The 20,376-nt window shown below is 68.8% G+C and carries 19 protein-coding genes and 1 tRNA gene; 4 read left to right on the top strand and 16 right to left on the bottom strand.

What is annotated here, in order from left to right; genetic code table 11:
• Positions 1–197: 197 nt before the first annotated feature.
• Entirely contained in the window at positions 198–551 is a 354-nt protein-coding gene (locus tag ACFWIW_RS02360) for a DUF952 domain-containing protein (RefSeq protein ID WP_378366731.1), read from the bottom strand.
• 71 nt (positions 552–622) lie between these two features.
• Positions 623–1,504 carry a DUF5926 family protein gene (locus ACFWIW_RS02355; protein ID WP_378366730.1) on the bottom strand — a complete coding sequence of 294 codons (882 nt, stop codon included), beginning with the start codon at positions 1,502–1,504 and terminating at the stop codon, positions 623–625.
• A gap of 289 nt (positions 1,505–1,793) precedes the next feature.
• On the opposite strand from ACFWIW_RS02355, the gene ACFWIW_RS02350 reads away from it, so the two are divergent.
• Both ACFWIW_RS02350 and ACFWIW_RS02345 read left to right on the top strand, forming a co-directional pair.
• The gene (locus ACFWIW_RS02350; RefSeq protein ID WP_378366729.1) at positions 1,794–2,006 is read left to right on the top strand and encodes a hypothetical protein; all 213 of its coding nucleotides are present in this window, start codon (positions 1,794–1,796) and stop codon (positions 2,004–2,006) included.
• 49 nt (positions 2,007–2,055) lie between these two features.
• On the top strand, positions 2,056–3,225 hold the full coding sequence (locus ACFWIW_RS02345) for a cytochrome P450 (RefSeq protein WP_378366728.1): 1,170 nt from the start codon (positions 2,056–2,058) through the stop codon (positions 3,223–3,225).
• Between the two features lie 61 nt (positions 3,226–3,286).
• Here the strand turns inward: ACFWIW_RS02345 and ACFWIW_RS02340 are convergent, their stop codons facing one another.
• The 10 genes from ACFWIW_RS02340 to ACFWIW_RS02295 all read right to left on the bottom strand — a co-directional run bounded on the left by ACFWIW_RS02340 (position 3,287) and on the right by ACFWIW_RS02295 (position 13,768).
• Positions 3,287–4,213 carry a DUF4328 domain-containing protein gene (locus tag ACFWIW_RS02340; protein ID WP_378366911.1) on the bottom strand — a complete coding sequence of 309 codons (927 nt, stop codon included), beginning with the start codon at positions 4,211–4,213 and terminating at the stop codon, positions 3,287–3,289.
• Positions 4,214–4,248: 35 nt separating this feature from the next.
• Entirely contained in the window at positions 4,249–4,599 is a 351-nt protein-coding gene (locus ACFWIW_RS02335) for a rhodanese-like domain-containing protein (RefSeq protein ID WP_240596260.1), read from the bottom strand.
• A 47-nt stretch (positions 4,600–4,646) separates the two neighbouring features.
• Positions 4,647–6,278: a cation acetate symporter gene (locus tag ACFWIW_RS02330; RefSeq protein WP_378366727.1), complete on the bottom strand. Its 1,632-nt coding sequence runs from the start codon at positions 6,276–6,278 to the stop codon at positions 4,647–4,649.
• Complete coding sequence (locus ACFWIW_RS02325) at positions 6,275–6,619, bottom strand: DUF485 domain-containing protein (protein ID WP_378366726.1); 345 nt, start codon at positions 6,617–6,619, stop codon at positions 6,275–6,277. Before ACFWIW_RS02325 ends, ACFWIW_RS02330 begins: the two co-directional genes overlap by 4 nt.
• A gap of 140 nt (positions 6,620–6,759) precedes the next feature.
• The gene (locus ACFWIW_RS02320) at positions 6,760–8,550 is read right to left on the bottom strand and encodes a cation acetate symporter (RefSeq protein WP_378366725.1); all 1,791 of its coding nucleotides are present in this window, start codon (positions 8,548–8,550) and stop codon (positions 6,760–6,762) included.
• 31 nt (positions 8,551–8,581) lie between these two features.
• Positions 8,582–9,100, bottom strand: a complete 519-nt coding sequence (locus ACFWIW_RS02315) for a hypothetical protein (protein ID WP_378366724.1) — start codon at positions 9,098–9,100, stop codon at positions 8,582–8,584.
• A complete protein-coding gene (locus ACFWIW_RS02310; protein ID WP_378366910.1) occupies positions 9,097–9,933 on the bottom strand; it encodes a LytR/AlgR family response regulator transcription factor in 837 nt (278 codons plus the stop codon). The genes ACFWIW_RS02315 and ACFWIW_RS02310 overlap by 4 nt, the downstream gene beginning before the upstream one ends.
• A 143-nt stretch (positions 9,934–10,076) precedes the next feature.
• Positions 10,077–11,438 (bottom strand): carbohydrate-binding protein, encoded by a 1,362-nt coding sequence (locus ACFWIW_RS02305; RefSeq protein ID WP_378366723.1) that lies wholly within the window; start codon positions 11,436–11,438, stop codon positions 10,077–10,079.
• A gap of 169 nt (positions 11,439–11,607) precedes the next feature.
• Positions 11,608–12,453 (bottom strand): S49 family peptidase, encoded by an 846-nt coding sequence (locus ACFWIW_RS02300; RefSeq protein WP_378366722.1) that lies wholly within the window; start codon positions 12,451–12,453, stop codon positions 11,608–11,610.
• Between the two features lie 19 nt (positions 12,454–12,472).
• On the bottom strand, positions 12,473–13,768 hold the full coding sequence (locus ACFWIW_RS02295; protein WP_038507282.1) for a histidine kinase: 1,296 nt from the start codon (positions 13,766–13,768) through the stop codon (positions 12,473–12,475).
• Positions 13,769–13,937: 169 nt separating this feature from the next.
• Here ACFWIW_RS02295 and ACFWIW_RS02290 point away from each other — a divergent pair, with 169 nt between their 5' ends.
• A complete protein-coding gene (locus ACFWIW_RS02290; protein WP_378366721.1) occupies positions 13,938–15,053 on the top strand; it encodes a serine hydrolase domain-containing protein in 1,116 nt (371 codons plus the stop codon).
• A 47-nt stretch (positions 15,054–15,100) separates the two neighbouring features.
• Here ACFWIW_RS02290 and ACFWIW_RS02285 read toward each other — a convergent pair whose 3' ends face one another.
• The 3 genes from ACFWIW_RS02285 to ACFWIW_RS02275 form a co-directional block, all read right to left on the bottom strand.
• Complete coding sequence (locus ACFWIW_RS02285; RefSeq protein WP_378366720.1) at positions 15,101–15,964, bottom strand: Fpg/Nei family DNA glycosylase; 864 nt, start codon at positions 15,962–15,964, stop codon at positions 15,101–15,103.
• 32 nt (positions 15,965–15,996) lie between these two features.
• Entirely contained in the window at positions 15,997–16,437 is a 441-nt protein-coding gene (locus tag ACFWIW_RS02280) for a hypothetical protein (RefSeq protein WP_005161585.1), read from the bottom strand.
• A 105-nt stretch (positions 16,438–16,542) separates the two neighbouring features.
• Positions 16,543–18,090: a sigma-70 family RNA polymerase sigma factor gene (locus ACFWIW_RS02275; protein ID WP_378366719.1), complete on the bottom strand. Its 1,548-nt coding sequence runs from the start codon at positions 18,088–18,090 to the stop codon at positions 16,543–16,545.
• Between the two features lie 197 nt (positions 18,091–18,287).
• Here ACFWIW_RS02275 and ACFWIW_RS02270 point away from each other — a divergent pair.
• Positions 18,288–18,360: transfer RNA gene (locus ACFWIW_RS02270), tRNA-Gly, on the top strand.
• Between the two features lie 248 nt (positions 18,361–18,608).
• On the opposite strand, the gene ACFWIW_RS02265 is transcribed toward ACFWIW_RS02270, so the two are convergent.
• Positions 18,609–20,351 carry an ArnT family glycosyltransferase gene (locus ACFWIW_RS02265; RefSeq protein WP_378366718.1) on the bottom strand — a complete coding sequence of 581 codons (1,743 nt, stop codon included), beginning with the start codon at positions 20,349–20,351 and terminating at the stop codon, positions 18,609–18,611.
• Positions 20,352–20,376 lie beyond the last annotated feature (25 nt).

Genomic DNA, 20,376 nt, shown 5'->3' with positions numbered 1-20,376 from the left:
CCCGGCTCTCGCCTGCCTCCCAGACGTCCGTCCCCGGTATGACCGTCGCGGCAGCGGTCACCGTATCGCCTCCTCCCGGGCTCACCCGGCCAGGTCTGCCTGGCTCACCTCTCCCGAAACGCATGACCGCCCCCACAGGTTGTCTCTTGCCGCGAATCAATTCGAGAGACGCTCGCGTCGCCGAGGAGTTGCCTGCCTCAACGTTTCGACACGGACTCGGGAATTCTGAACGAACCGTCCCCCTGAACAGGGAATTCGTGTACGGCCACCACGGCGTTACGGGGTATCGGCCCGTACACGTGGGGGAACTGGATACCGGCCGGATGCGGCGGGTCCCCGTCCTCCCAGACGACGGGCGCGCCGACGAGCGCCGGGTCGATCTCCAGCAGCACCAGATCGGTGCGGCCGGGGAACACGGCGTTGGCCGGGATATGCGCGGTTCCCGGGTCGGAGCAGTGGATGAAGCCGTCGGATTCGAGCGACGCGGCGGTGTAGACGCCGCCTACGGGCACCGCCGCCCACTCGTCCTTGGCGCAGATATGGAGGATCACGCGCCCATCCTCGCGCATTTCGTCCTCTGGATGCGGAGACCGCATTCAGCGGACGAAACGCGCGGGAGGGGTCAGCGGATGGTGAGCTGGCGGCCGATGAGGCCGTCGCGCGAGCGGCGCTCGGCGGCGTTGAGCGGCTCGGTGTCGAGGGACTTCAGCGCCGCTTCGAGCCGGACGCCGAGCTGGTCCTTCGCGTCGGCCCACTCGCGGGCGTGGGCCTCGGGGTCGAGGTCCCACACCGGGACGAGCAGCCCGTGCGCGCGGAACGAACCGGCGTAGCGTGAGCCATCGCCGAGGCCGAGCTCACCGGCCGCCGACAGTCGCGCAAGCGCTTGCAGCAGCAGGTTCTCCGGCTCCGGGCGGACCCAGCGCAGGTGCGCCTTCTCACCGGCGAGCACCCAGTACGCGCCCGCGCCGAGACGTTCGGTCGGCATGATCGCCGCATTCGCGCGCTCGAGGGACAGCGCGACGTCTCCGCTGGCGTCGGCGTCCTCGGGCAGCCACCAGGCGAAGTCGTTGTAGAGCGTGACGTCGAGTTCGGCGTTCACGTCGAGCAGGTCCTGCAGACGGGCCTTCTCGTCGGCGGTGGGCGGCGTCGTGGTGTCCGGCACGGACAGCACGTCACCCTCCTTGGCGTCCAGCACCCACTGCAGCGCGCGGCCGAGGTCGCGGCTGATGTCGGAGGACCGGGTCTGCACCTGCATCCCGACGTAGCGCTCGCCGTCGGACCGGACGAACGCGGCCGCCGCCATCGGCAGCACCGTGCCGAGGGTGACCTTCTCGCCGGAGCCCAGCGTGAGCGCCGCCGTCGCCGACGGGACGAACTCGCGCAGCGCGATCAGTTCGGTCTCCGCCGCGAGTCCCTCGAAGGGCTGGCCGACGAAGACGTCGCGCACCTTCGGCTTGCGGTCCGAGGTCGTCTTGGGACCCTTCTTGCGCGAACTCTTGCCCACGTCAGCCTCCTCAAAGCTCGGTTCGAAACGCTATCGCGGGAAGACGCACGCCTCGTAAGGCCCCCGGGGTTGGTGACGAAGACAGCACGGACGACACCCGGCGGGCCACCGGATCGACCGGATCGGCGGGTTTCAGCGGCCATCCGGGTACCACGGAAACATGATTGAAAACGGTTGTCATCATCCGGATGATCTAATCGCGGGTGATCAGCCTGCCGTTTTCCCCTCACCGCACCGAATACTCGATCACGGCGCCATCCGGCGCCGTAGTGCGGAGAAGGGATCACAGATGAGCACCTCGAAGCGCCGGGCCGCGCTGGCCGCGTTGCCCGTGGCACTCGGTCTGATGCTGGCCGGGCCCGCGGTGGGCACGGCTTCGGCCGCGCCGCAGTCCGACAGAGCCGACCAGGCGCGACATTGCCTGCTGCTGTGCGTCGGCCATCACCACGGGCATCACCACCACGGGCTGCACCTGCACCTGAAGCTTTGGCTGCATCTGTAGCTCCCTGCCGCGCCGGGGCGGCCGCCCCGGCGCGGGTTACAGTCGGCGAGTGTTCGACCTCGCCGACCCGGCCTTCCTCGCGAATCCGTACCCGTCCTTCGCCGACCTCCGCGAACGCGGCGAAGTCCACCGGCACGACGGCCTCGGCATCGCCGTGGCGGTGTCGCACGCGGCGTCGGCCGCCGTCCTGCGGCACCGCGGGCTCGGCCGGATCTGGCAGGACGCGCTGCCGGTGGAGCGGTTCGCGTCGTTCAACCTCCTGCACCGCAACTCGCTGCTGGAGAACGAGCCGCCCGCCCACACGCGGCTGCGGCGGGTGATCGCGGGCGCGTTCGGGCGCGGGCACGTCCAGCGGCTGCGGCCGATGGTCGCCGAACTCGCGGACGGCATGGTCGACGGTCTCGCCGCCGAGATCGCCGAAACCGGCTCGGCCGATCTGCTGGCCCACCTCGCGCAGCCGCTGCCGGTCGCGGTCATCGCGGAACTGCTCGGCGTCCCCGTCGAAAAGGGGCCGAGCATGGTCACGTGGTCGAACCACATCGTGAAGATGTACGAGTACGGACTCGCCGAAGAGAAGCGCGACGCCGCCGAAGCCGCGGCCGCGGAGTTCGTCGACTACCTGCGTGACGTCGCGAAGCAGCGCGCGAACTCCCCTGGCGAAGACATCATCAGCGACCTTCTGCGCAGTGAGCTCACCGAGGACGAACTGGTCGCGACCGCGGTACTGCTCCTGATGGCCGGGCACGAGGCGACCGTGAACGTCATCGGGAACGGCGTCAACGCGCTGCTGACCCACCGCGACCAGTGGGAACGGCTGGTGGCCTCCCCGGAACTCCTGGACCCGTGCGTCGAGGAGCTGATCCGCTTCGACGCGCCGCTGCAGCTCTTCGAACGGACGGCGACCACCGACGTCGAGATCGCCGGGTTCCGGGTGGCCGAGGGCGAGAAGATCGGCGCCCTCCTCGGCGCCGCCGCGCGGGACCCGAAGGTGTTCGACCGGCCGGACACGCTCGACATCGGCCGCACGCCGAACGCGCACCTCGGCTTCGGCATGGGCATCCACTACTGCGTCGGCGCCCCGCTCGCGCGGGTGGAGATCGCGGCCGCGCTGACCTCCCTTGCCTCGAAACTGCCGGGACTGGAGCTCGCCGAGACCCCGGAGCGGCGGCCGGAGTTCGTGATCCGCGGCCTGCGCTCACTCCGGGTGACCACGCGCTGAAAAGCCTCGTGAGTGGCAAGGACGGTTCTAACCGTCCTTGCCACTCACGAGGTCGGCAGGGTCAGCGCACGGAGGAAGCGGGACGTTCGCGCCGATCCGGCTCCGGAGCCCCATCCACCTTCAGCACGCGAAGCAGCCGAAGGCGCTTCTCCGCGACGGGAGCGAGAAGCCCGGACATGCGCTTCACGAGCAGCGCGGTCACCACCGCCAGCCCGGCCGCGGCCAGGTCGGTCAGCGCGACCAGCACGACGCCGTCGGCCAGCGCCTGGACGCCGTCACGGAACCGCCAGACGATGACCAGCGTGAGCAGCAGCCAGTTGAGCACCCAGACGCCCCACCAGACCAGCACGAGCCGCGACGGCTTCGGCCGGGTTTCCCGGGTCCGGCGCAGGACGGCGTGTTCGAGTTCGGCGACCACCGGCAGCGCCATGACCAGGTTCACCACCGGCACCAGCACGAACGCCAGCACATGCCGTTGCCGCCTTGGCGGCGCCTCGCCGGAGACGTCCGCGGCGGCGTGCCTTGCCACGAGCAGCCACCACACGGCGAGCCCGGACGGCAGCAGCGAAAGAATCGTGGTGAGCAGGCCGGCGGTGATCACGAAGGTGTCGGAGACCGAGACCACGGACGTCGACAACGCGGAGTCGCGGCTCTGCACGAGCAGGACGTAGCGCCAGATCTCCGCGGCCGAGGCGATGACGGCCAGGGCGGCGAAGGTCCACAGCACCGGCAGCAGGCTGCGCGTGATCACCAGCAGCCGCTCCCCCGCGGTGACCTCGCCGGACGCCGTCCCGGGGACGGCGGTCGGACGGCGCCAGACCAGATTCGGGAAACCCCACCTCGGCGGGACCGGGTAGGACGGCGGACCGGAGTAGCGCTCGACCACGGGCTTGCCACGCTGCGGCAGCGCGCCTGGAGGCGGCGAAGCGACCCAGCGGACGCGATGGCGCACCGGCTGCCGCATCGGCGCGGGACGCACCGGCGGCAGTGGCGCTCTCGGCGGGTAGTGGCCAGGCTGCACGGTTACAGCACTTCGGGCTCGACGCCGGGATGGTCGCCGACCATCGGGCGCCCCTCCTGCTTCCAGGAGCCCATCCCGCCGGCGACGTTCACCGCGTCCCAGCCGCTCGCGTTGAGCCACGCGGCGGCGCGCGCGGACCGGCCGCCGCTGCGGCAGATCACGTAGACCGGCTGGTCGTCGGGCAGGTCGTCGAGTTCGCCGACGCGCGCGGGCAGTTCGCCCATCGGGATGTGCTTGGCGCCAGGGGCGTGCCCGGCGGCCCACTCGTCGTCCTCGCGGACGTCGAGCAGCGCGACGCCCTCCTTCGGCAGATCACGGACGGCGACGGTCGGGATGTCAGCAGGGCTCACCACCCTGCCATCCTCGCATCCCGTCCCGTTGCGCGCGCGTGAAGAGGCACTCAGTGCCGGACGGCCTTTTCCGCCCCGGCCCCGGTGAGCGAACGAACCTCCATCTCGGCGTACTTCTTCTGGTTGTGTTCCTTGGACAGCACCGTGCCGAGCCAGCCGAGGAAGAACGCGATCGGGATCGAGACGATGCCGGGGTTGTCCAGCGGGAACCAGTGGAAGTCGACACCCTGGATCATCGATGCGCTCTTGCCGGTCTTCGGGTCGACGGGCTTGCCCGAGACCGCCGGTGAGAACACGATCAGCAGCACGCAGACCGCGAGACCGCCGTAGATGCTCCACAGCGCGCCCTGGGTGTTGAACCGTTTCCAGAACAGCGAGTACAGGATGGTCGGCAGGTTCGCCGACGCCGCCACCGCGAACGCGAGCGCCACGAGGAACGCCACGTTCTGGTTCTTCGCGAGAATGCCGCCGACGATCGCGACCGCCCCGATCACCAGCGCGGTGATCCGCGCGACGCGGACTTCGCTGTCCGGGGCGGTCTTGCCCTTCTTGATCACGTTGGCGTAGACGTCGTGCGCGAACGACGCCGACGCCGTGATCGTCAGGCCCGCGACCACCGCGAGGATCGTCGCGAACGCCACCGCCGCGATGAAGCCGAGCAGGATCGGACCGCCGAGTTCGAGTGCCAGCAGCGGTGCCGCCGAGTTGGTCGTGCCCGGCGCCTTCGCGATCACGTCCGGGCCGACGAGCGCGCCCGCGCCGTAGCCGAGCACCAGGGTGAACAGGTAGAAGATGCCGATCAGCGCGATCGCCCACACCACCGAACGGCGGGCGTCCTTCGCGGTCGGCACCGTGTAGAAGCGCATGAGCACGTGGGGCAGGCCCGCGGTGCCGAGCACCAGCGCGATGCCCAGCGACAGGAAGTCGAGCTTCGTCGTGCCGGTCTTGCCGTACTGCTTGCCCGGGCCGAGCAGCGCTTCCCCGGTCTGCCCGCCCTTGTCGACGGCGGCCTGGAACAGGCTGGAGAGGTTGAAGCCGTACTTCCCGAGCACCCACAACGTCATCGCGAACGTACCCGCGATGAGCAGGACGGCCTTGATGATCTGGACCCAGGTGGTGCCCTTCATCCCGCCGATCAGCACGTACAGGATCATGATCACGCCGACGACGGCGATCACCAGGTCCTGGCCGAGGTTCCCCTCGATGCCGAGCAGCAGGTTCACCAGGCCGCCCGCGCCCGCCATCTGCGCGAGCAGGTAGAAGAACGAGACGGCGAGTGTGGAGATCGCGGCCGCCGCGCGGACCGGGCGCTGTTTCATCCGGAACGCCAGCACGTCGCCCATGGTGAATTTGCCGGTGTTGCGCAGCAGCTCCGCGACCAGCAGCAATGCCACCAGCCACGCGACGAGGAAGCCGATCGAGTAGAGGAAACCGTCGTAGCCGTTGATCGCGATGGCACCGGCGATACCCAGGAACGACGCCGCGGAAAGGTAGTCGCCCGAGATCGCGATCCCGTTCTGCGGGCCGGTGAACGCGCGCCCGGCGGCGTAGTAGTCGGACGCGGTCTTCGTATTCCGGCTCGCCCGGAAAACGATCACGAGCGTGATCGCGACGAAGATCGCGAAAATGGTGATGTTGAGCGCCGGATTGCTGCCCTGTACCCCCGCTGCCAGCGTATTCACCGCTCCGTCCCTTCGACCTCGTGCCGGATCTTGTCGGCGAGCGGATCGAGCTTCCGGTTCGCGTACCGGACATAAAGGCCGGTGATCACGAAGGTGGACACGAACTGCAGCAGGCCGAAGACAAGGCCGACGGTGATGTTGCCGAAGAGCTTGGTGCTCATGAACTCGGTCGCGTAGTCGGCGAGGAGCACGTACAGCAGATACCAGAGGAGGAACAGGGCCGACACCGGGAAAACGAATACCCGCAGCCGTCGTCGCAGCTCGGTGAATTCCGGACTCGCCTGGACCTTTTCCCAGTCGGATTCCGGTTCGGACCCGAGGTCTTGATCGGTATCGCTCACGTCGGACCTCCCACCTGTCGCGACCATTCCATGACTTCGTTGTCACGAAAGATCATGCCCCTCATAGGGCGCCAGAGGAGCAATCCATTTGAGTGAACGGTACGACTCTGCGTAGAGGGTCGCGACTCGAAAGAGTGATTTTACTTCCGGTGACGGCCTTTACCGGTGGTGCGGGTCTTCTCTTCGGCCTGCCCGAAGCGGGCGACCGCACGATCACGCATGAACCCGAGCGGATCGGGCGCGTGCAGCCGCAGCATCACGCCGTGGACGTCCTCCGGCCGCCCGTATCCGGTCGCGCGGCTCACCACGTAGGTGGTCAGGAAAGCGGCCGGGACGGTGATCAGCGCGGGCTGGTTCGAGAACCACGGCGCCCAGCCGCCGGTGTATTTGCTGACGATGTTGACCACCAGCGCGGTCAGCACGAGTCCGCCGCCGACGAGCATCCCGGCCAGCGCGCCGGGCCAGCTGAGCTTGCGCCACCAGACCCCGAGCAGCAGCAGCGGGCTGAACGTCGACGCGGCCAGCGCGAACGACATCCCGACCGAAAGCGACAGATCCTCCGACGGCAGCAGCACCGCCAGCGCGAACGGGATCAGCGCCACGATCGCCGTCGCCACCCGGAAATCGCGGACACGGCCGGGCAGGACGTCGGTGGACACGACCCCGGCGACACTCACCAGCAGCCCGGACGAGCTCGACAGGAACGCCGCGAAGGCACCGGCCGCGGTCACCGCGCCCAGGATCTGCCCCCAGAGTCCGGGGAGGACCGCGGACGGCAGCAGCAGGACGGCGGCGTCGGTCTTCCCGGTCACCAGCAGTTCCGGGACGTACATCCGCGACAGCGCGCCCAGTAGCGTCGGGAACAGGTAGAACAGGCCGAGCAGCAGCAGGACGTGCACCGTCGTGCGGCGCGCGGCCTTGCCGTCGGGGTTGGTGTAGAAGCGGACCAGGACATGCGGCAGGCCCATGGTGCCGAGGAAGGTCGCGAGGATCAGCGAATAGACCTGCAGCAGATCGGTGAGACCGCCCGACCCCGGCCGGAGCCAGTCGCTGTTGGAGGCGGGCGCTTCACTGACCACCGGGACCGGCGTGCCCGCGGTGAACTTCAGCGTCGTGCCCTTGGCGACCTTGTGCCCGGCTTCCGGCGCCCACACCGCGAAACCGTTGGCGCGCGCGCCTTCCACCTGTCCGTACGCCTCGAGCACGGTCACCGAGGTGACCTTCAGCGTGACGTCGGTCTGCACCGTGACGGTGGTGTTCTCGGTGAACGTCGGCGGAGCGGGCTGTCCCAGCGGGCGCGCGCTGCCCGGCCCGCCGGAGCCGAGGAACACGATGCACAGGATGAACGCAGGCACCGCGATGGAGAACAGCTTCAGCCAGTACTGGAAGGCTTGGACGACGGTGATGGCGCGCATCCCGCCCGCGATCACGTTGAAACCGACCACGAAGGTGACCAGGAGCGCTCCGGCCCACACCGGCACCGGCAGGATGGTCGTCAGGGTCAGGCCCGCACCCTGCAGCTGCGGGACCATGTAGAGGATCCCGATGAACACCACGAACGCCGTCGAGACGCGGCGCAGCATCGTCGAACCCAGCCGCATCTCGACGAAGTCCGGCAACGTGTACGCGCCGGATCGCCGCAGCGGCGCGGCGACGAACAGCATCAGCGCGAGATAGCCGGCGGTGAAACCGATCGGGAACCACAGCGCGTCGGCGCCGTCCTTGAGCACGATGCCCGCGACGCCCATGAAGGACGCGGCGGACAGGTACTCGCCGGAGATCGCGGCGGCGTTGCGCCGGGAGCGCACGGTGCGCCGGGCGACGAGGAAGTCGTGCGTGCTGACGGCCGACCTCGAGGACCGGTGTCCCAGATAGAAGGTCAGGACCGCCACCAGCACGATGCCGGCCATGGCCCACGGATTCAGCTGCACAGGGTGGATCCTCGCATGTGCAGCTCCGCAATCAGTTCTCGATCATGTCGACGAAGTCGCGTTCATGACGTTCGGCGAGCCGGTTGTACCAGAGGCCGATGCCGAACAGGAACGGGAAAGGCGCCACGCCGAGGATCAACCAGGGCAACGGAATGCCCACGACGACCACTCGTCCGAAGGACGGGATCAGATAGAAGAGCACCGGAAGCGAACACAGCGTGACCATCACCAGCAGCGCCAGCCAGGAGGCCGTCCGCAGCTGGATCTTCACCAGATCCTTGACCAGGAGTTTGCCCCAGCTGGTCTGTTCTTCGAGTTCGACCCTGGCCCGCAGGGTGCTGGTGGCCTGCCGCGGATCGGCGAGGATCACCCGCTGCCGCTTGGGTTTCGCGTGATGTTCGGGTTTGGCCTGTTCGTGCTTCGGACCGGACGGCGCGCCCGGCACGGGTTCGACGGCGGCTCCTTCGGGCGCCGCCGGTTTCCTGCGCTTACCCAGCGTCGGATCCGGCTCGCGGACGCCGTTGACGCGGCGGTAGTAGTCGTCGGTCACGACGACCGGTTGGCGCCGACCAGCCTGTCCTTCAGCGCGCGCGTGTGGCGGCGGCTCACCGGCAGCACCTTCTCCTCGTTACCGATCACGACCTGATAGCCGCCCTGCCCCATGCGCAGTTCGGTGATCAGCGGCAGCGAGACCAGGAACGACCGGTGGATGCGGACGAAACCCGCCTTCTCCCAGCGTTCTTCGAGCTGGGCGAGCGGGATGCGGACCAGGTGGCTGCCGTCGTTGGTGAACAGCCGGGCGTAGTCGCCCTGCGCCTCGACCCAGCGGACCGAAGAGCGCGGGATGAGCTTCGTGGTGCCCGCCAGTTCGACGGGGATGACCTCGTCGTCGTTCTTGACCTGCCCGAGGCCGCCTTCCTGGCCGAACTTCGGCGCGGCGTTGGCGGCGAGTTTGTCCATCACGCGGGTGATCGCGCGGTCGAGACGATCCTGCTGGTACGGCTTGAGCACGTAGTCGAGCGCGCCGAGGTCGAAGGCGTTGACCGCCTCTTCCGCGTGCCCCGTCACGAAGACCAGCGCGGGCGACGGGCGCAGCGCGGCGAACACCCGGGACATCTCCATCCCGGACAGCCCGGGCATGTCGATGTCGGCGAACACCGCGTCCACGATCGGCAGGCCGCGGGCCTTGCGATCGGCCAGTCTGGGATCGTCCGCGGACAGCAGGCGCAGCGCCTCCGAAGCGTCGATCGCCGGGTAGACCAGGGCGACGTGCGGGCTGTTCCGGAGACAGTGGACGAGTTCGTCTAGCCCTTTGGGCTCATCGTCCACCGCCAGGACGATGAGCTTCCGGGTGTCATCGTGAGCACTCACAGTGAGACGCATCCTGCCCATTGCCGGGTTCCTTGTCCAGCCCGCTTCACGAAAGTCGAACGAAAGGACGGCACCGGCACCCCCGCGCCTGGGGTGGCCGGTGCCGTCATCTTTTCCGGTGACACGAACCGCCTCGCCGTGCCACATCTATCCCTTCACGGCGTGAAGGTGAACCAGTTGACGCTCACGAAATCGGCGGGCTGGCCGCTGGTGAAGGTCAGGTAGACGTCGTGTTTCCCGGTGACACCGCTGATATTCGCCGGGATGGTGCGCCAGCTCTGCCAGCCCCCGGTGTTCGCGACGGCGAAGCTGCCGACGGGCGGGTTGGACCGGCTGTCGAGCCGGACTTCGACGAGACCGCTCACGCCTCCCGCAGCTCCGGACGCGACGCGCGCCTGGAACTGCCTGCCGGTCTGCGTCCCGAAGTCGACGCCCGGATACAACGCCCAGTCACCGTTGCCCGCCGGGCCGATGCTCTGCCCGCCGCCGGTGTCGGACGTGGCCTGTTTGGCGATGCCTGCCGCCTGGCCGTACGACTCCGCCTCGATGGTGCCGTACGCGCTGCCGCCGCCGGGGCTTCCCGTGCCACCACCGCGGGTCAGGACGGTGACGTAGTCGACGAGCATCGGATGCCCCGGCACGATTCCCGGTCCCGGCGTCGTGGTGCCGGAGTTGTTGTTCGAGAACGCGCCGCCGATGGCGACGTTCAGCAGCACGAAGTAGCCGGCGTGGTTCGTCATGTTGGCCCAGGTCGTGGCGTCGACCTGGTTCTGGCTGACCGAGTGGAACTGCTGCCCGTCCACCAGCCAGCGGAACACGTTGGGGCTGACGCTCGTGTCCCATTCGAAGGTGTAGGTGTGGAACGCGCTCTGGCAGCTCGCGCCGGGACACGTGCGGCTGCCGACCAGTCCGGTGGTCTCGTTGCACGGGCCGCCGGGGTTGACGCCGCAGTGCAGCACACCCCAGACCGTGTTGATCCCGTTGACGTTCTCCATGATGTCGAACTCGCCGACGGCGGGCCAGTTCCAGTAGTTGCCGCGATACGGCGAGCCAAGCGCCCAGAACGCGGGCCAGTAGCCGAGTGCCGCGGCGCCGGTGACGTTCGGCATCTGGATCCGGCCTTCGATCCGCAGCGCGCCGCCCGCGGGCGGTTTGAAGTTCGTGCGTTGCGTTTCGATCCGCGCCGAGGTCCAGTTGCCCGCGCCGTCGCGCAACGGCGTGATCCGCAGGTTCCCGGAACCGTCCTGGGCGAGATTGGCGGGGTTCGCCGTGTAGTTCTGGATCTCGCCGGTGCCCCAGTTCGCCGGGCCGCCGGGATAGGAGTGACCGGTGTCGATGATCCAGTTCGCGCTCGACGGCAGCGAACCCGCGGCGCCGGTGAAATCGTCGGTGAACACGGCGGTCCAGCCGGCCGGTGGCGGCGGGACGGCGGCGGACGCGGGCAGGGCCAGTGGGACGGTGAGCAAAGCCGCGCCTGCCGCGAGCGCGATCTTCCAACGGGAACGATTAACGGACATCGGACCTCCTCGTCAACGCTGTCGAGGTTTGTTGCCGTTCACAACAAAGCGGTATGTCCGATATGAGACCTGGTCTGAACCACTTACGCCTACCACCGTTCGGGTGAACCATTCCGGGCCCGAACGCGAAAACGGCCCGATCCGCGAGGACCGGGCCATTCCGCTGGGATCAGAGACCGAAGCGGCTCCAGGCGGCCTTGGACTGCACGGCGTCCAGCAACGCGCTCGCCGCGGCGGGGGCGCCGATGCCGAGCCGCGCCAGCAGCGGCTTCTTCGGTTCGGCGATCGAGATCTCGGCGTCCGGGTACCGATCGGTGATCACCTGGCGCAGGCTGCCGACGCCGTCGATCAGGCCGAGTTCGACCGCGCGGGCACCCAGCCAGACGTCACCGGTGAACAGATCCTCGGAGCCGGAAAGCCGGTCGCCCCGGCGCTCGGTGACCCAGTCGACGAACAGCTCGTGGAGCTGGCCGTGCATCTTCTTCAGCCATTCGACGTCTTCCGGCTTCTCCGGGCTGAACGGGTCGAGCCTCGACTTGTTCGCCCCCGCGGTGTGCAGCCGCCGCTCGATACCGAACCGCTCCAGCAGACCGGTGAACCCGAAGCCGCCGCTGATCACGCCGATCGAGCCGACCATCGACGTCCGGTGCGCGTAGATCTCGTCCGCCGCGCAGGCCAGCCAGTAGCCACCGGACGCGGCGACGTCCTCGGCGAAGGCCAGGACGGGCACCTTCTTCTCGTCGGCGAGCTGGCGGATCCGCTCGGCGACAAGGCCGGACTGCGTCGGCGCCCCGCCCGGGGAGTTGATCTGCAGCGCGACGGCCTTCAGCCGCTCGTGGCCGAACGCGCGGGTCAGCGCCGATTCGACGGCGGCGAGGTTGATCGAGCCCCTGGCCAGCGGCGACGGGGTCGGCGTGATCACCCCGTGCAGCTTGACCACGGCGACGACGTCCTTGCGTTCACCCCGATCGCCGATCATCGGGAGACGGGAGGTCAGCTTGTCCGCAACGCTCATACCGCCAGGTTACCGACGTTCACGACGGCAGCACGCCGCTGCGCGAACCGCTCACCCCGCTGGCCTCGTTCGGCCCGCCCTGGGGCGGGACGGTGGCGCTGTCGGCGGAGAAGTCCGGCAGGTTCGGCCGTACACCGGGCATGAACTTCGGCACCCGCAGGGTCACCTTCATGCCGGCACCGGGTGCGGTCTCGACCATGAGCGCGTAGTCGCGGCCGAACACCTGCTGCATCCGCTGGTTGATGTTGCCGAGGCCGACGTGCGCGCCCGTGCGGTGCTGGCTGCGGAGGTCCGCGAGTTTGGCCGGCTCCATGCCGATGCCGTCGTCCTCGACGCTGATCAGCGCTTCGGCGCCGTAGTCCTCGGCGATCACCGTGACGCAGCCGCCGGACGGCTTCGACGCGAGGCCGTGTTTGACCGCGTTCTCGACCAGCGGCTGGATGATCAGGAACGGCACGACCACCGAGAGCACCTCGGGCGCGATCTTCATCCGCACTTCGAGCCGTCCGCCGAAACGGGCGTTCTCGATGGTCAGGTACCGGTCGATATTGCGCAGTTCCTCGGCGAGCGAGGTGAACATGCCCGACGTCCGGAACGAGTAGCGCGTGAAGTCCGCGAAGTCCTGAAGCAGCTCTCGCGCCTCCTCCGGGTCCGTCCGGATCAGCGAGGAGATGGTGTTCAGCGCGTTGTAGACGAAGTGCGGCGAGATCTGCGCGCGCAACGCCTTGATCTCCGCCTGCTGGAGCTGGTTCTTCGATTCGTCCAGGCGCGCCAGCTCGAACTGGGTGCAGACGAACTGCGCGACCGCGTCGGCCATCTGCACCAGCCGCCCGCGGGTGCGCCCGACGACCAGCAGCGCGGCCTCGGTCTCGCCCTCGACGATCAGCGGCACGATCACCGCCGTCCGCATCCGGCAGGTGCCGCGGTGGTTGCACGGCATCTTGTCGTGCGCGACGACCTCGCGGCGGTGCTTGCGGATCGCGTTGCCGATGGCGTCGACGAGGTCGACGTAGTGGTCGTTGGCCTCGCCGTCCCAGGACAGCAGCGTGCCTTCGCTGTCGGTGATGCCGACGGCGACGCAGTCGAGCATCTCCAGCAGCTGGCTGGTGATCTTGTCGGCGACCTGCTCGTCGAGGCCCTCGCGGAGATCCGGTGTCGCCTTCGACATCCGGTGGACGGCCTGCAGCACCGCGTTCTCCACGATGCTCGCGGGACGCCTCAGCTTGATCAGCAGGACGACGACGAGAATCGCGAGCAGCAGCGCCACACCCCAAGGGATGATCTGCGCGATCTCGAGCCCGGACACGGCGTCCATGCTCTGCGCTCGACCAACCGGGTGCAAGGTCTGCTCCCCACTTTCCGTTGAGTTGTGACAACTGAGGGTGGGGCCGACCCTACCCAAGACCCGGGCGTCACCCCCATGGTCACTCCCCGTCGCACGGGAAAGACTGTGCGCAGGCAATCGCTTCCGGGGGAGGAACACAATGCGCGGATCGGGGAAACTCGCGGCGGGGGTGCTGGCGGGGGTCCTGCTGGGGAGCGGGGTGGCGGCCGCGGCCGAAGACCCGGTGCGCGCGGCCGTCGGCGAACTGGTCGGCGAAGGGGGTTTCCCGGGAGCGGTCGTCCAGGTCCGGAACGGTGGGGCGGTCTCGCGCTTCGGCGCCGGATACGCGAACCAGGCCACGCGTGAAGCCGCGGGGCCGCACCACCGGTTCCGGATCGCCAGCAACACCAAGGCGTTCGTCGCCACCGTGGTACTGCGGCTCGCGGGCGAAGGCGCGCTGTCGCTCGACGATCCGATCGAGCGGCGGCTGCCCGGTGTCGCACGAGGACCGGGCTACGAGCCGGAAAAGATCACGGTGCGCATGCTGCTGAACCACACCTCGGGAGTGCACGACCCGCTCGATCCGCATTTCTTCGACCCGTACCTCGTCGAGGGGAACCGGGCGCACGTCATCACGCCGTCGGAGGTGATCCGGCGATCTCTCGCCGACCGGCCCTCGTTCCCGCCGGGCGGCGGCGTGAAGTATTCGAACACCGGATATCTGTTGCTGGGCAAGATGATCGAGAAGATCACGCGCAACGACGTCCGCGAGGAGATCCAGCGGCGGATCCTCGACCCGCTCGACCTCGGCCGGACGTATTTCCCGCTGTGGTCGCCGTTCCTGCGAGGTCCGCATCTGCACGGGTACGACATGAAGGGGCAGGACATGACCGTGTTCAGCCCGTCGTACGACTGGACCGCGGGCGCGATGGTGTCGACCGTCGACGACCTCGCGACGTTCCATCGCGCGTTGCTGGCAGGACAGCTCTTGGAACCCGCGCAACAGGCCGAACTCAAGCGGCTGGTGCCGTACAGCGACCTGGGCGCGTACGGCGCCGGCGTCGAGACGCTCAACCTGCCTTGTCCCGGTGGCACGAAGACGGTTTGGGGCAACACCGGTGCGGGGCCGGGGTTCTACAGCGTCTCGATGAGCACCGAAGACGGCTCGAAGCAGATCGTGCTGGCGCTCAACGTGTACGACCTCGCCGCGGACGTGCACGGCGGGCAGCGGGTGCCGAAGCCGCCCATGCCCGCGGTGATGACCGCCCTCTGCTGACCTCGTGAGTGCTAAGGACGGTTAGAACCGTCCTTACCACTCACGAGTCACTTGAGCAGGCGCGACATCCGCCGGTCCGCGAGAGGTTTCCCGCCGGTCTGGCAGGTCGGGCAGTACTGGAACGACTTGTCCGCGAACGAGATCTCGCGGATCGTGTCGCCGCAGACCGGGCACGGCAGCCCGGTGCGCGCGTGCACCCGCAACCCGGACCGTTTCTCACCCTTGAGCCGGGCCGCGGACTGGCCGACCGAACGCGTCACGGCACTGGTCAGCACCTCGCGGATCGCCTCGGAGAGCCCGTCGAGCGCCGCCTCGGACAGCTTCCCGGTCGTGGCGTACGGGGAAAGCTTCGCCATGTGCATGATCTCGTCGGAGTAGGCGTTGCCGATCCCCGCGATCAGCGACTGATCGGTCAGCGCCGTCTTCAACCGTTCGGTGCGTCCGGCGAACAACTTCTCGAGCTGCGTGCGGTCCAGCGAAAGCGCGTCCGGCCCGAGCCGCGCGATACTCGCGACCTCCTTCTCCGGATCACGCACGATCCAGACCGCCAGGCCCTTCTTCGTCCCGGCCTCGGTGAGATCGAAGCCCGGCCCGGCGGCCGCGTCGAGATGGACGCGCAGCGAGATCGGCCCCTTGCCGGGTTTGAGCGGCGTCGGCGACAACGCGTCGGACCAGCGCAGCCAGCCAGCCCTCGCCAGGTGGACGACCAGATGGAGATCCCCGGCGACGAGATCCAGATGTTTGCCGAACCGGCCTGCCCCGGTGACCTCGCGGCCGTGCAGCTCGGTCCACGGCGGTGTCGCCGTCTTCAGCACGCTGAGGGACGACACGTCGACGCGGAAGACCGTCTTGCCCGCCGCGTGTTCACGCAGGTGATGAGCGAGCGCTTCGACCTCGGGTAACTCGGGCATGGCCCCAGTCTCGCGCGTTCAGGCCGCCGCGACTACTCCACCGGATGCAACGGGCCGTCGAAATCCGGCAGCGAGTGCTTCTGGATGGTCTTGGTGATCTTCGAGACCTCGCCGCGCACGGTGAACATGCCGCGGATGGTGCCCACCCAGCGCTCCGACGGCCGGTCGCCCGCCAGATCGCCCTCGGTCTCGGCGACCACGGTCCACGGACGGCGCAGGATCCACCGCAGCGGGAAGAACAGCGCGATCAACAGGAGCGCCAGCGGGACCCACGACGGGATCATGACGTCGGCGGGGGTCCACATGATGAGCACGATCGCGAGCAGCGCCGTCACGGCGATCATCGCGATACCCGGGCCGTAGCTGCCCGCCACATCGTGCTCGAAATCGTCCGCTGTCGCGGGAGCACGCCATTCCATCTGGGCTCGGACCACCCAGTCACGGCCGTCCTCGCCGTGCACCAGCCGGTTCATTCAGTCGCCTCCCGCGCGGCCGCTCGCTCGTCGTGAGCGAGCTCCACCGTACCGTGACGGGAGCCGGATTCGCGAGAGTTCGAAGGCGATATGCCCGCTCGGGCGTTATGGGCACGTCGGGTAGTCGACACCCGGTTCCGGATAGTGGGAAGTCGGTTCGACCGGGCTCGGCTCGTCCGTCGAGGTGTCGCCGGACGAGGTCCCCGTCGTGCTTTCGGGGGTGCCGGTCTCCGTCGAAGACGACCCGTCCGGGTAAGTCGTCGACTCCGGCTTGGTCGACTCGGTCGAGTCCCGTGAAGTCGTCGTGGTCGGGCTCAGCGACTCCTCGGTGGGCCTGAACGATTCCTCCGGCGGGATGTCGTCCCGCTTCGAGGTGGTCTGGTTGGTGCCCGTGCCCGGATCCGGGACCTCGTTACGCGGCGAGGTCTCCTCCTGCGCCGGATTCTGCTCGTCCGGCGGCTGTACGACGTCTCCGCCGCCGAGCTCCTTCCTCGGCGTTCCCACGCCCGGCAGGCTCGGCAGGTCGGACACCCCGAGCTCGGCGCCCGGGCCGCGTCCGGTGACGGCGGGCCGGGCGCCCTTGCCGTGCAGCTGGTCCTGCGCGATCCGCTGCGGCGGGAGCTCCACCGGCTGCCCCTGGGCGGGCGGCGCGACCTGCGCCGGCAGCAACGCCAGCTCCGGCAGCCCGCCCCCGGACAGCCCGACCGTGTGGGTGGCGTCGGTGCCGAACACGGCCGGACCGGCGACGATCCCGACCGCACCGGCGGCGGCCGTGGACGCCACCGCCAGGCCGACCTTCACCTTCGACCCGAGCAGAAGTCCCTTGACCGACGCGGCGAGCCCGGACAACGCCCCGCTCGCGTGGGCCCCGGCGGCCGCCGGCACCAGCAGCGCCACCACACCGGCGTGCGCCCGCAGCGACGAACAGACGTCACGCAGCTCGTCGTGGGTGGCCCGGCAGGACTGGCAGGCGATCAGGTGGGTCTTGATCCGGCGGGCCTCGGCCCCGGTCACGCTGCCCGCGGTGAACCCGCCCAGCTTCTCCACCACCGCGCGGCACGAATCGGGCCCGCGGCTGACCGACAGATGCGCCTGCAGGTAGGCAGCCCGCAGCCCCTGCCGCGCGCGACGGGCCAGCGCCGCCGTCGCGTTCGCGCTCAACCCGAAATGCGGCGCGACCATCGACGGCTGCTCGCCCTCGACCTCGGTCTGCCACAACACCGAACGCCAGCGCTCCGGCAAACTCGTGAACGCGGTCGTGATCAGCGAATGTTCGGCCGTCCTGGCATGCGTGTCCGCACCCGCCCCGGCCCGGAAGGTCAGCTCGTCGTCGCTCACCGGCACGTCACGACGCGCGCCGTGCCACTCCCACGAAACCCGGCGAGCCACCGTCAGCAGGTAGGCCCGGACGTAGTCACGCGGCCCGGCGCCCCGGCGCAACGCCTGAAGCACCCGGAAGAAGGTCTCGGCGGTGATGTCCTCCGCCTCCGACCGGTCGGCGGCCAGACTGCGGGCCAAACGCCGCACAGCGGCGGCGTGAAGTTCGAAAAGCTCCCCGAAGGCAGCGTCCTCCCCGTCACGGAGACGCTGGAGCAATGCCTGCTCGTCGGATTCCGAGGCCGCCTGAAGCGGCACCGTGCCCTGCTCGGTCATCCGGCCAGGCACCTCCTCCCCGAAGGACTCACCATTCGGTCGAATGGGGACACCATACGGAGGTATGCAGCCGTCGTCACCCCTTGTACGCCAGGTGTGACGCCGGAGCACCTGTAGGGGTGGGTGGAAACCGCTACAGACGGTCGGTGTATGGTTGTTCCACTGCTTCAAACGAGTGCCGGAGCAGAGCAACACATGCGGATGTAGCGCAGCTGGTAGCGCATCACCTTGCCAAGGTGAGGGTCGCGGGTTCGAATCCCGTCATCCGCTCGCACGCGGGCACCGCGTGCGCAGGTAAAGCCTGCGCCGCAGCGTACTCGCCATAATTCCCGGGGGCCCGAGCCCCCGGACCCCCACGTTCCTTGTAGCTCGCGTTGGCGAGTCGGTTCTGGGGCGCGTGGGTCTTTTCGGTTACTAAGTGCTACAGGTTCGGTGAGCGGGTTCACACGACCGTAGTAATTCGGATTTGTGCATATGCGGGCGAGGGCGCACCGGGAAGCCGGTGCGCCCTTCGTGCTTCAGGAGGGCACGCAGGTGGGCTGCGGACGCTTCCACAAGGTCACCAGCCGACCGTTCGGTAGGGGGTGCGTCGCGATCGGGGTGAATCCCGCGGCCTTCGCGGTCGAAACCATGGACGGCGGATCCACCTTCGGTTCGTACTCGTCCACCGTTCCCGTCGCGGTGAACAGCAGGCACGTCTTGCTCGCGTCCCCGCCGAGGCTGCCCGCATAAGACGTCAGCCAGCGCAGATGGTCCGGCCCGGTGTTCCCGTTCGCGGTCGGATCGACCTGCGGCAGCGCCACGCCGTAACCGAACTTCCGCAGCATCTCCAGCTGCACGGTGTTGGTGTTGAAGAGCCGGTCACGGAACCCGAACGCGGTCGCCCCGCCCAGCGCGTGCTGCTCCTCCACCTGGCCGACGGCCCATTCCGACGCGGCCCGCCACTCCCGCGCCGTCTCCGCGCTTATCGGCTCGACGAGCTGCCCACCCGGGTCGACGTAGACCTGGGGAACGCCGCGCCCATCGGTGATCTTGGACGTGCCCAGCACCGGCAGGTCCATCTCCCACGGCTGAGCGGTCGGCAGGCGCAGATCCACCATTGGCACCAGCGCCAGGAGCCCGACCACCGCGACCGCGAACGGCAAGGCCCGCCGAAGCGATCGGTGTACCCGGTACAACCCCCAAAGCGCCAGGATCACCATGGACGGAATCAACGGGAGAAAGAAGGAGGTGCCGGTGTTCTTGGACGTCAGCACCGCCAGCCCGCCCTCCGCGACGAGCAGCGCCGACGGAAACAGCGCCGATGCCACCATTGAGCGGAGGACGTCCTTCGCCGGACCGGACCGGATCTTGACGATCGCCAGGACGACCGCGGCGACAAGCCCGGCACACAGCAACAGCGCGTGCGGTAGCCCGTGGTCGGAGATCAACAGCCGTAGCCGCGCGACCCAGGCCGCCGGGTTGAACACACCCGCTTCCTGGCCGAACTCCACCGACTGCTTCCCATAGCCGAAGCCGGTCAGGTACTCGAAGACCCGGGCGCCGTTGGGCACCAGCCAGATCGCCGCGACGCCGGCAGCCACGAGCGCCGCGAGAGCGAAGTGCATCAGCCGCTTCCTCCGGTCCCGCGGCACCACCGCCTGGACCAACGCGGCCAGCACCAACGCCGGTACGAACGCGATCGCCATCGTCCTCGAGAGCGGCATCAGCCCGACGAAGACTCCGAAGAGCACGACGAACCGCAGTTTCGACAGCCCTTCGGAACGGATCAGGCAGTAGACGGCGGCCGTGGTCATGACCGCCGCGGGCAGCGCGAAATGGTAGGCGCGGGCCTCGAAGAGCACGCCGGGCGCGGTGGCGATCAGCGCCGTGGCGATCCAGGCGAACGGGCGGCCAGCCACCCTGTTCGCCACGGCGTGCGTGAGCAGGATCAGCGCCACCCCGGCCACCAGCGGGACGAGGAACGCGGCCACCGTCCCGGTCCCGGTCGCGAAGAAGTGCAGCGAAGTCAGCGCGGGCAGCAGCGGCGCTTGGATACCCGGGGACTCGACGGCCTCGATCCAGCCGACGGCACCGTCCCGGAGCGCCGCACCGTGATTGTTCAACGCCATGCCGAAGTAGCCGGCCTCGTCGATGTCGAACACCTGGCCGTCGCGATACAGGACGATCCAGCGGAAGTTGACGAGCAACCAGGCGACCGCCACGCCGAGCAGGACCCATGTGTTCACCTGGACGCGGCGAATCTCCCTGGTCAAGACCATGGTCGAGAATCTAGCCGGGCCTCTG

The organism is Amycolatopsis sp. NPDC058340 (assembly GCF_042723975.1).
Classification (GTDB): domain Bacteria; phylum Actinomycetota; class Actinomycetes; order Mycobacteriales; family Pseudonocardiaceae; genus Amycolatopsis.
Note: the sequence above shows the minus strand (reverse complement) of the source record. Positions and strands in the feature narration are given on the sequence as shown.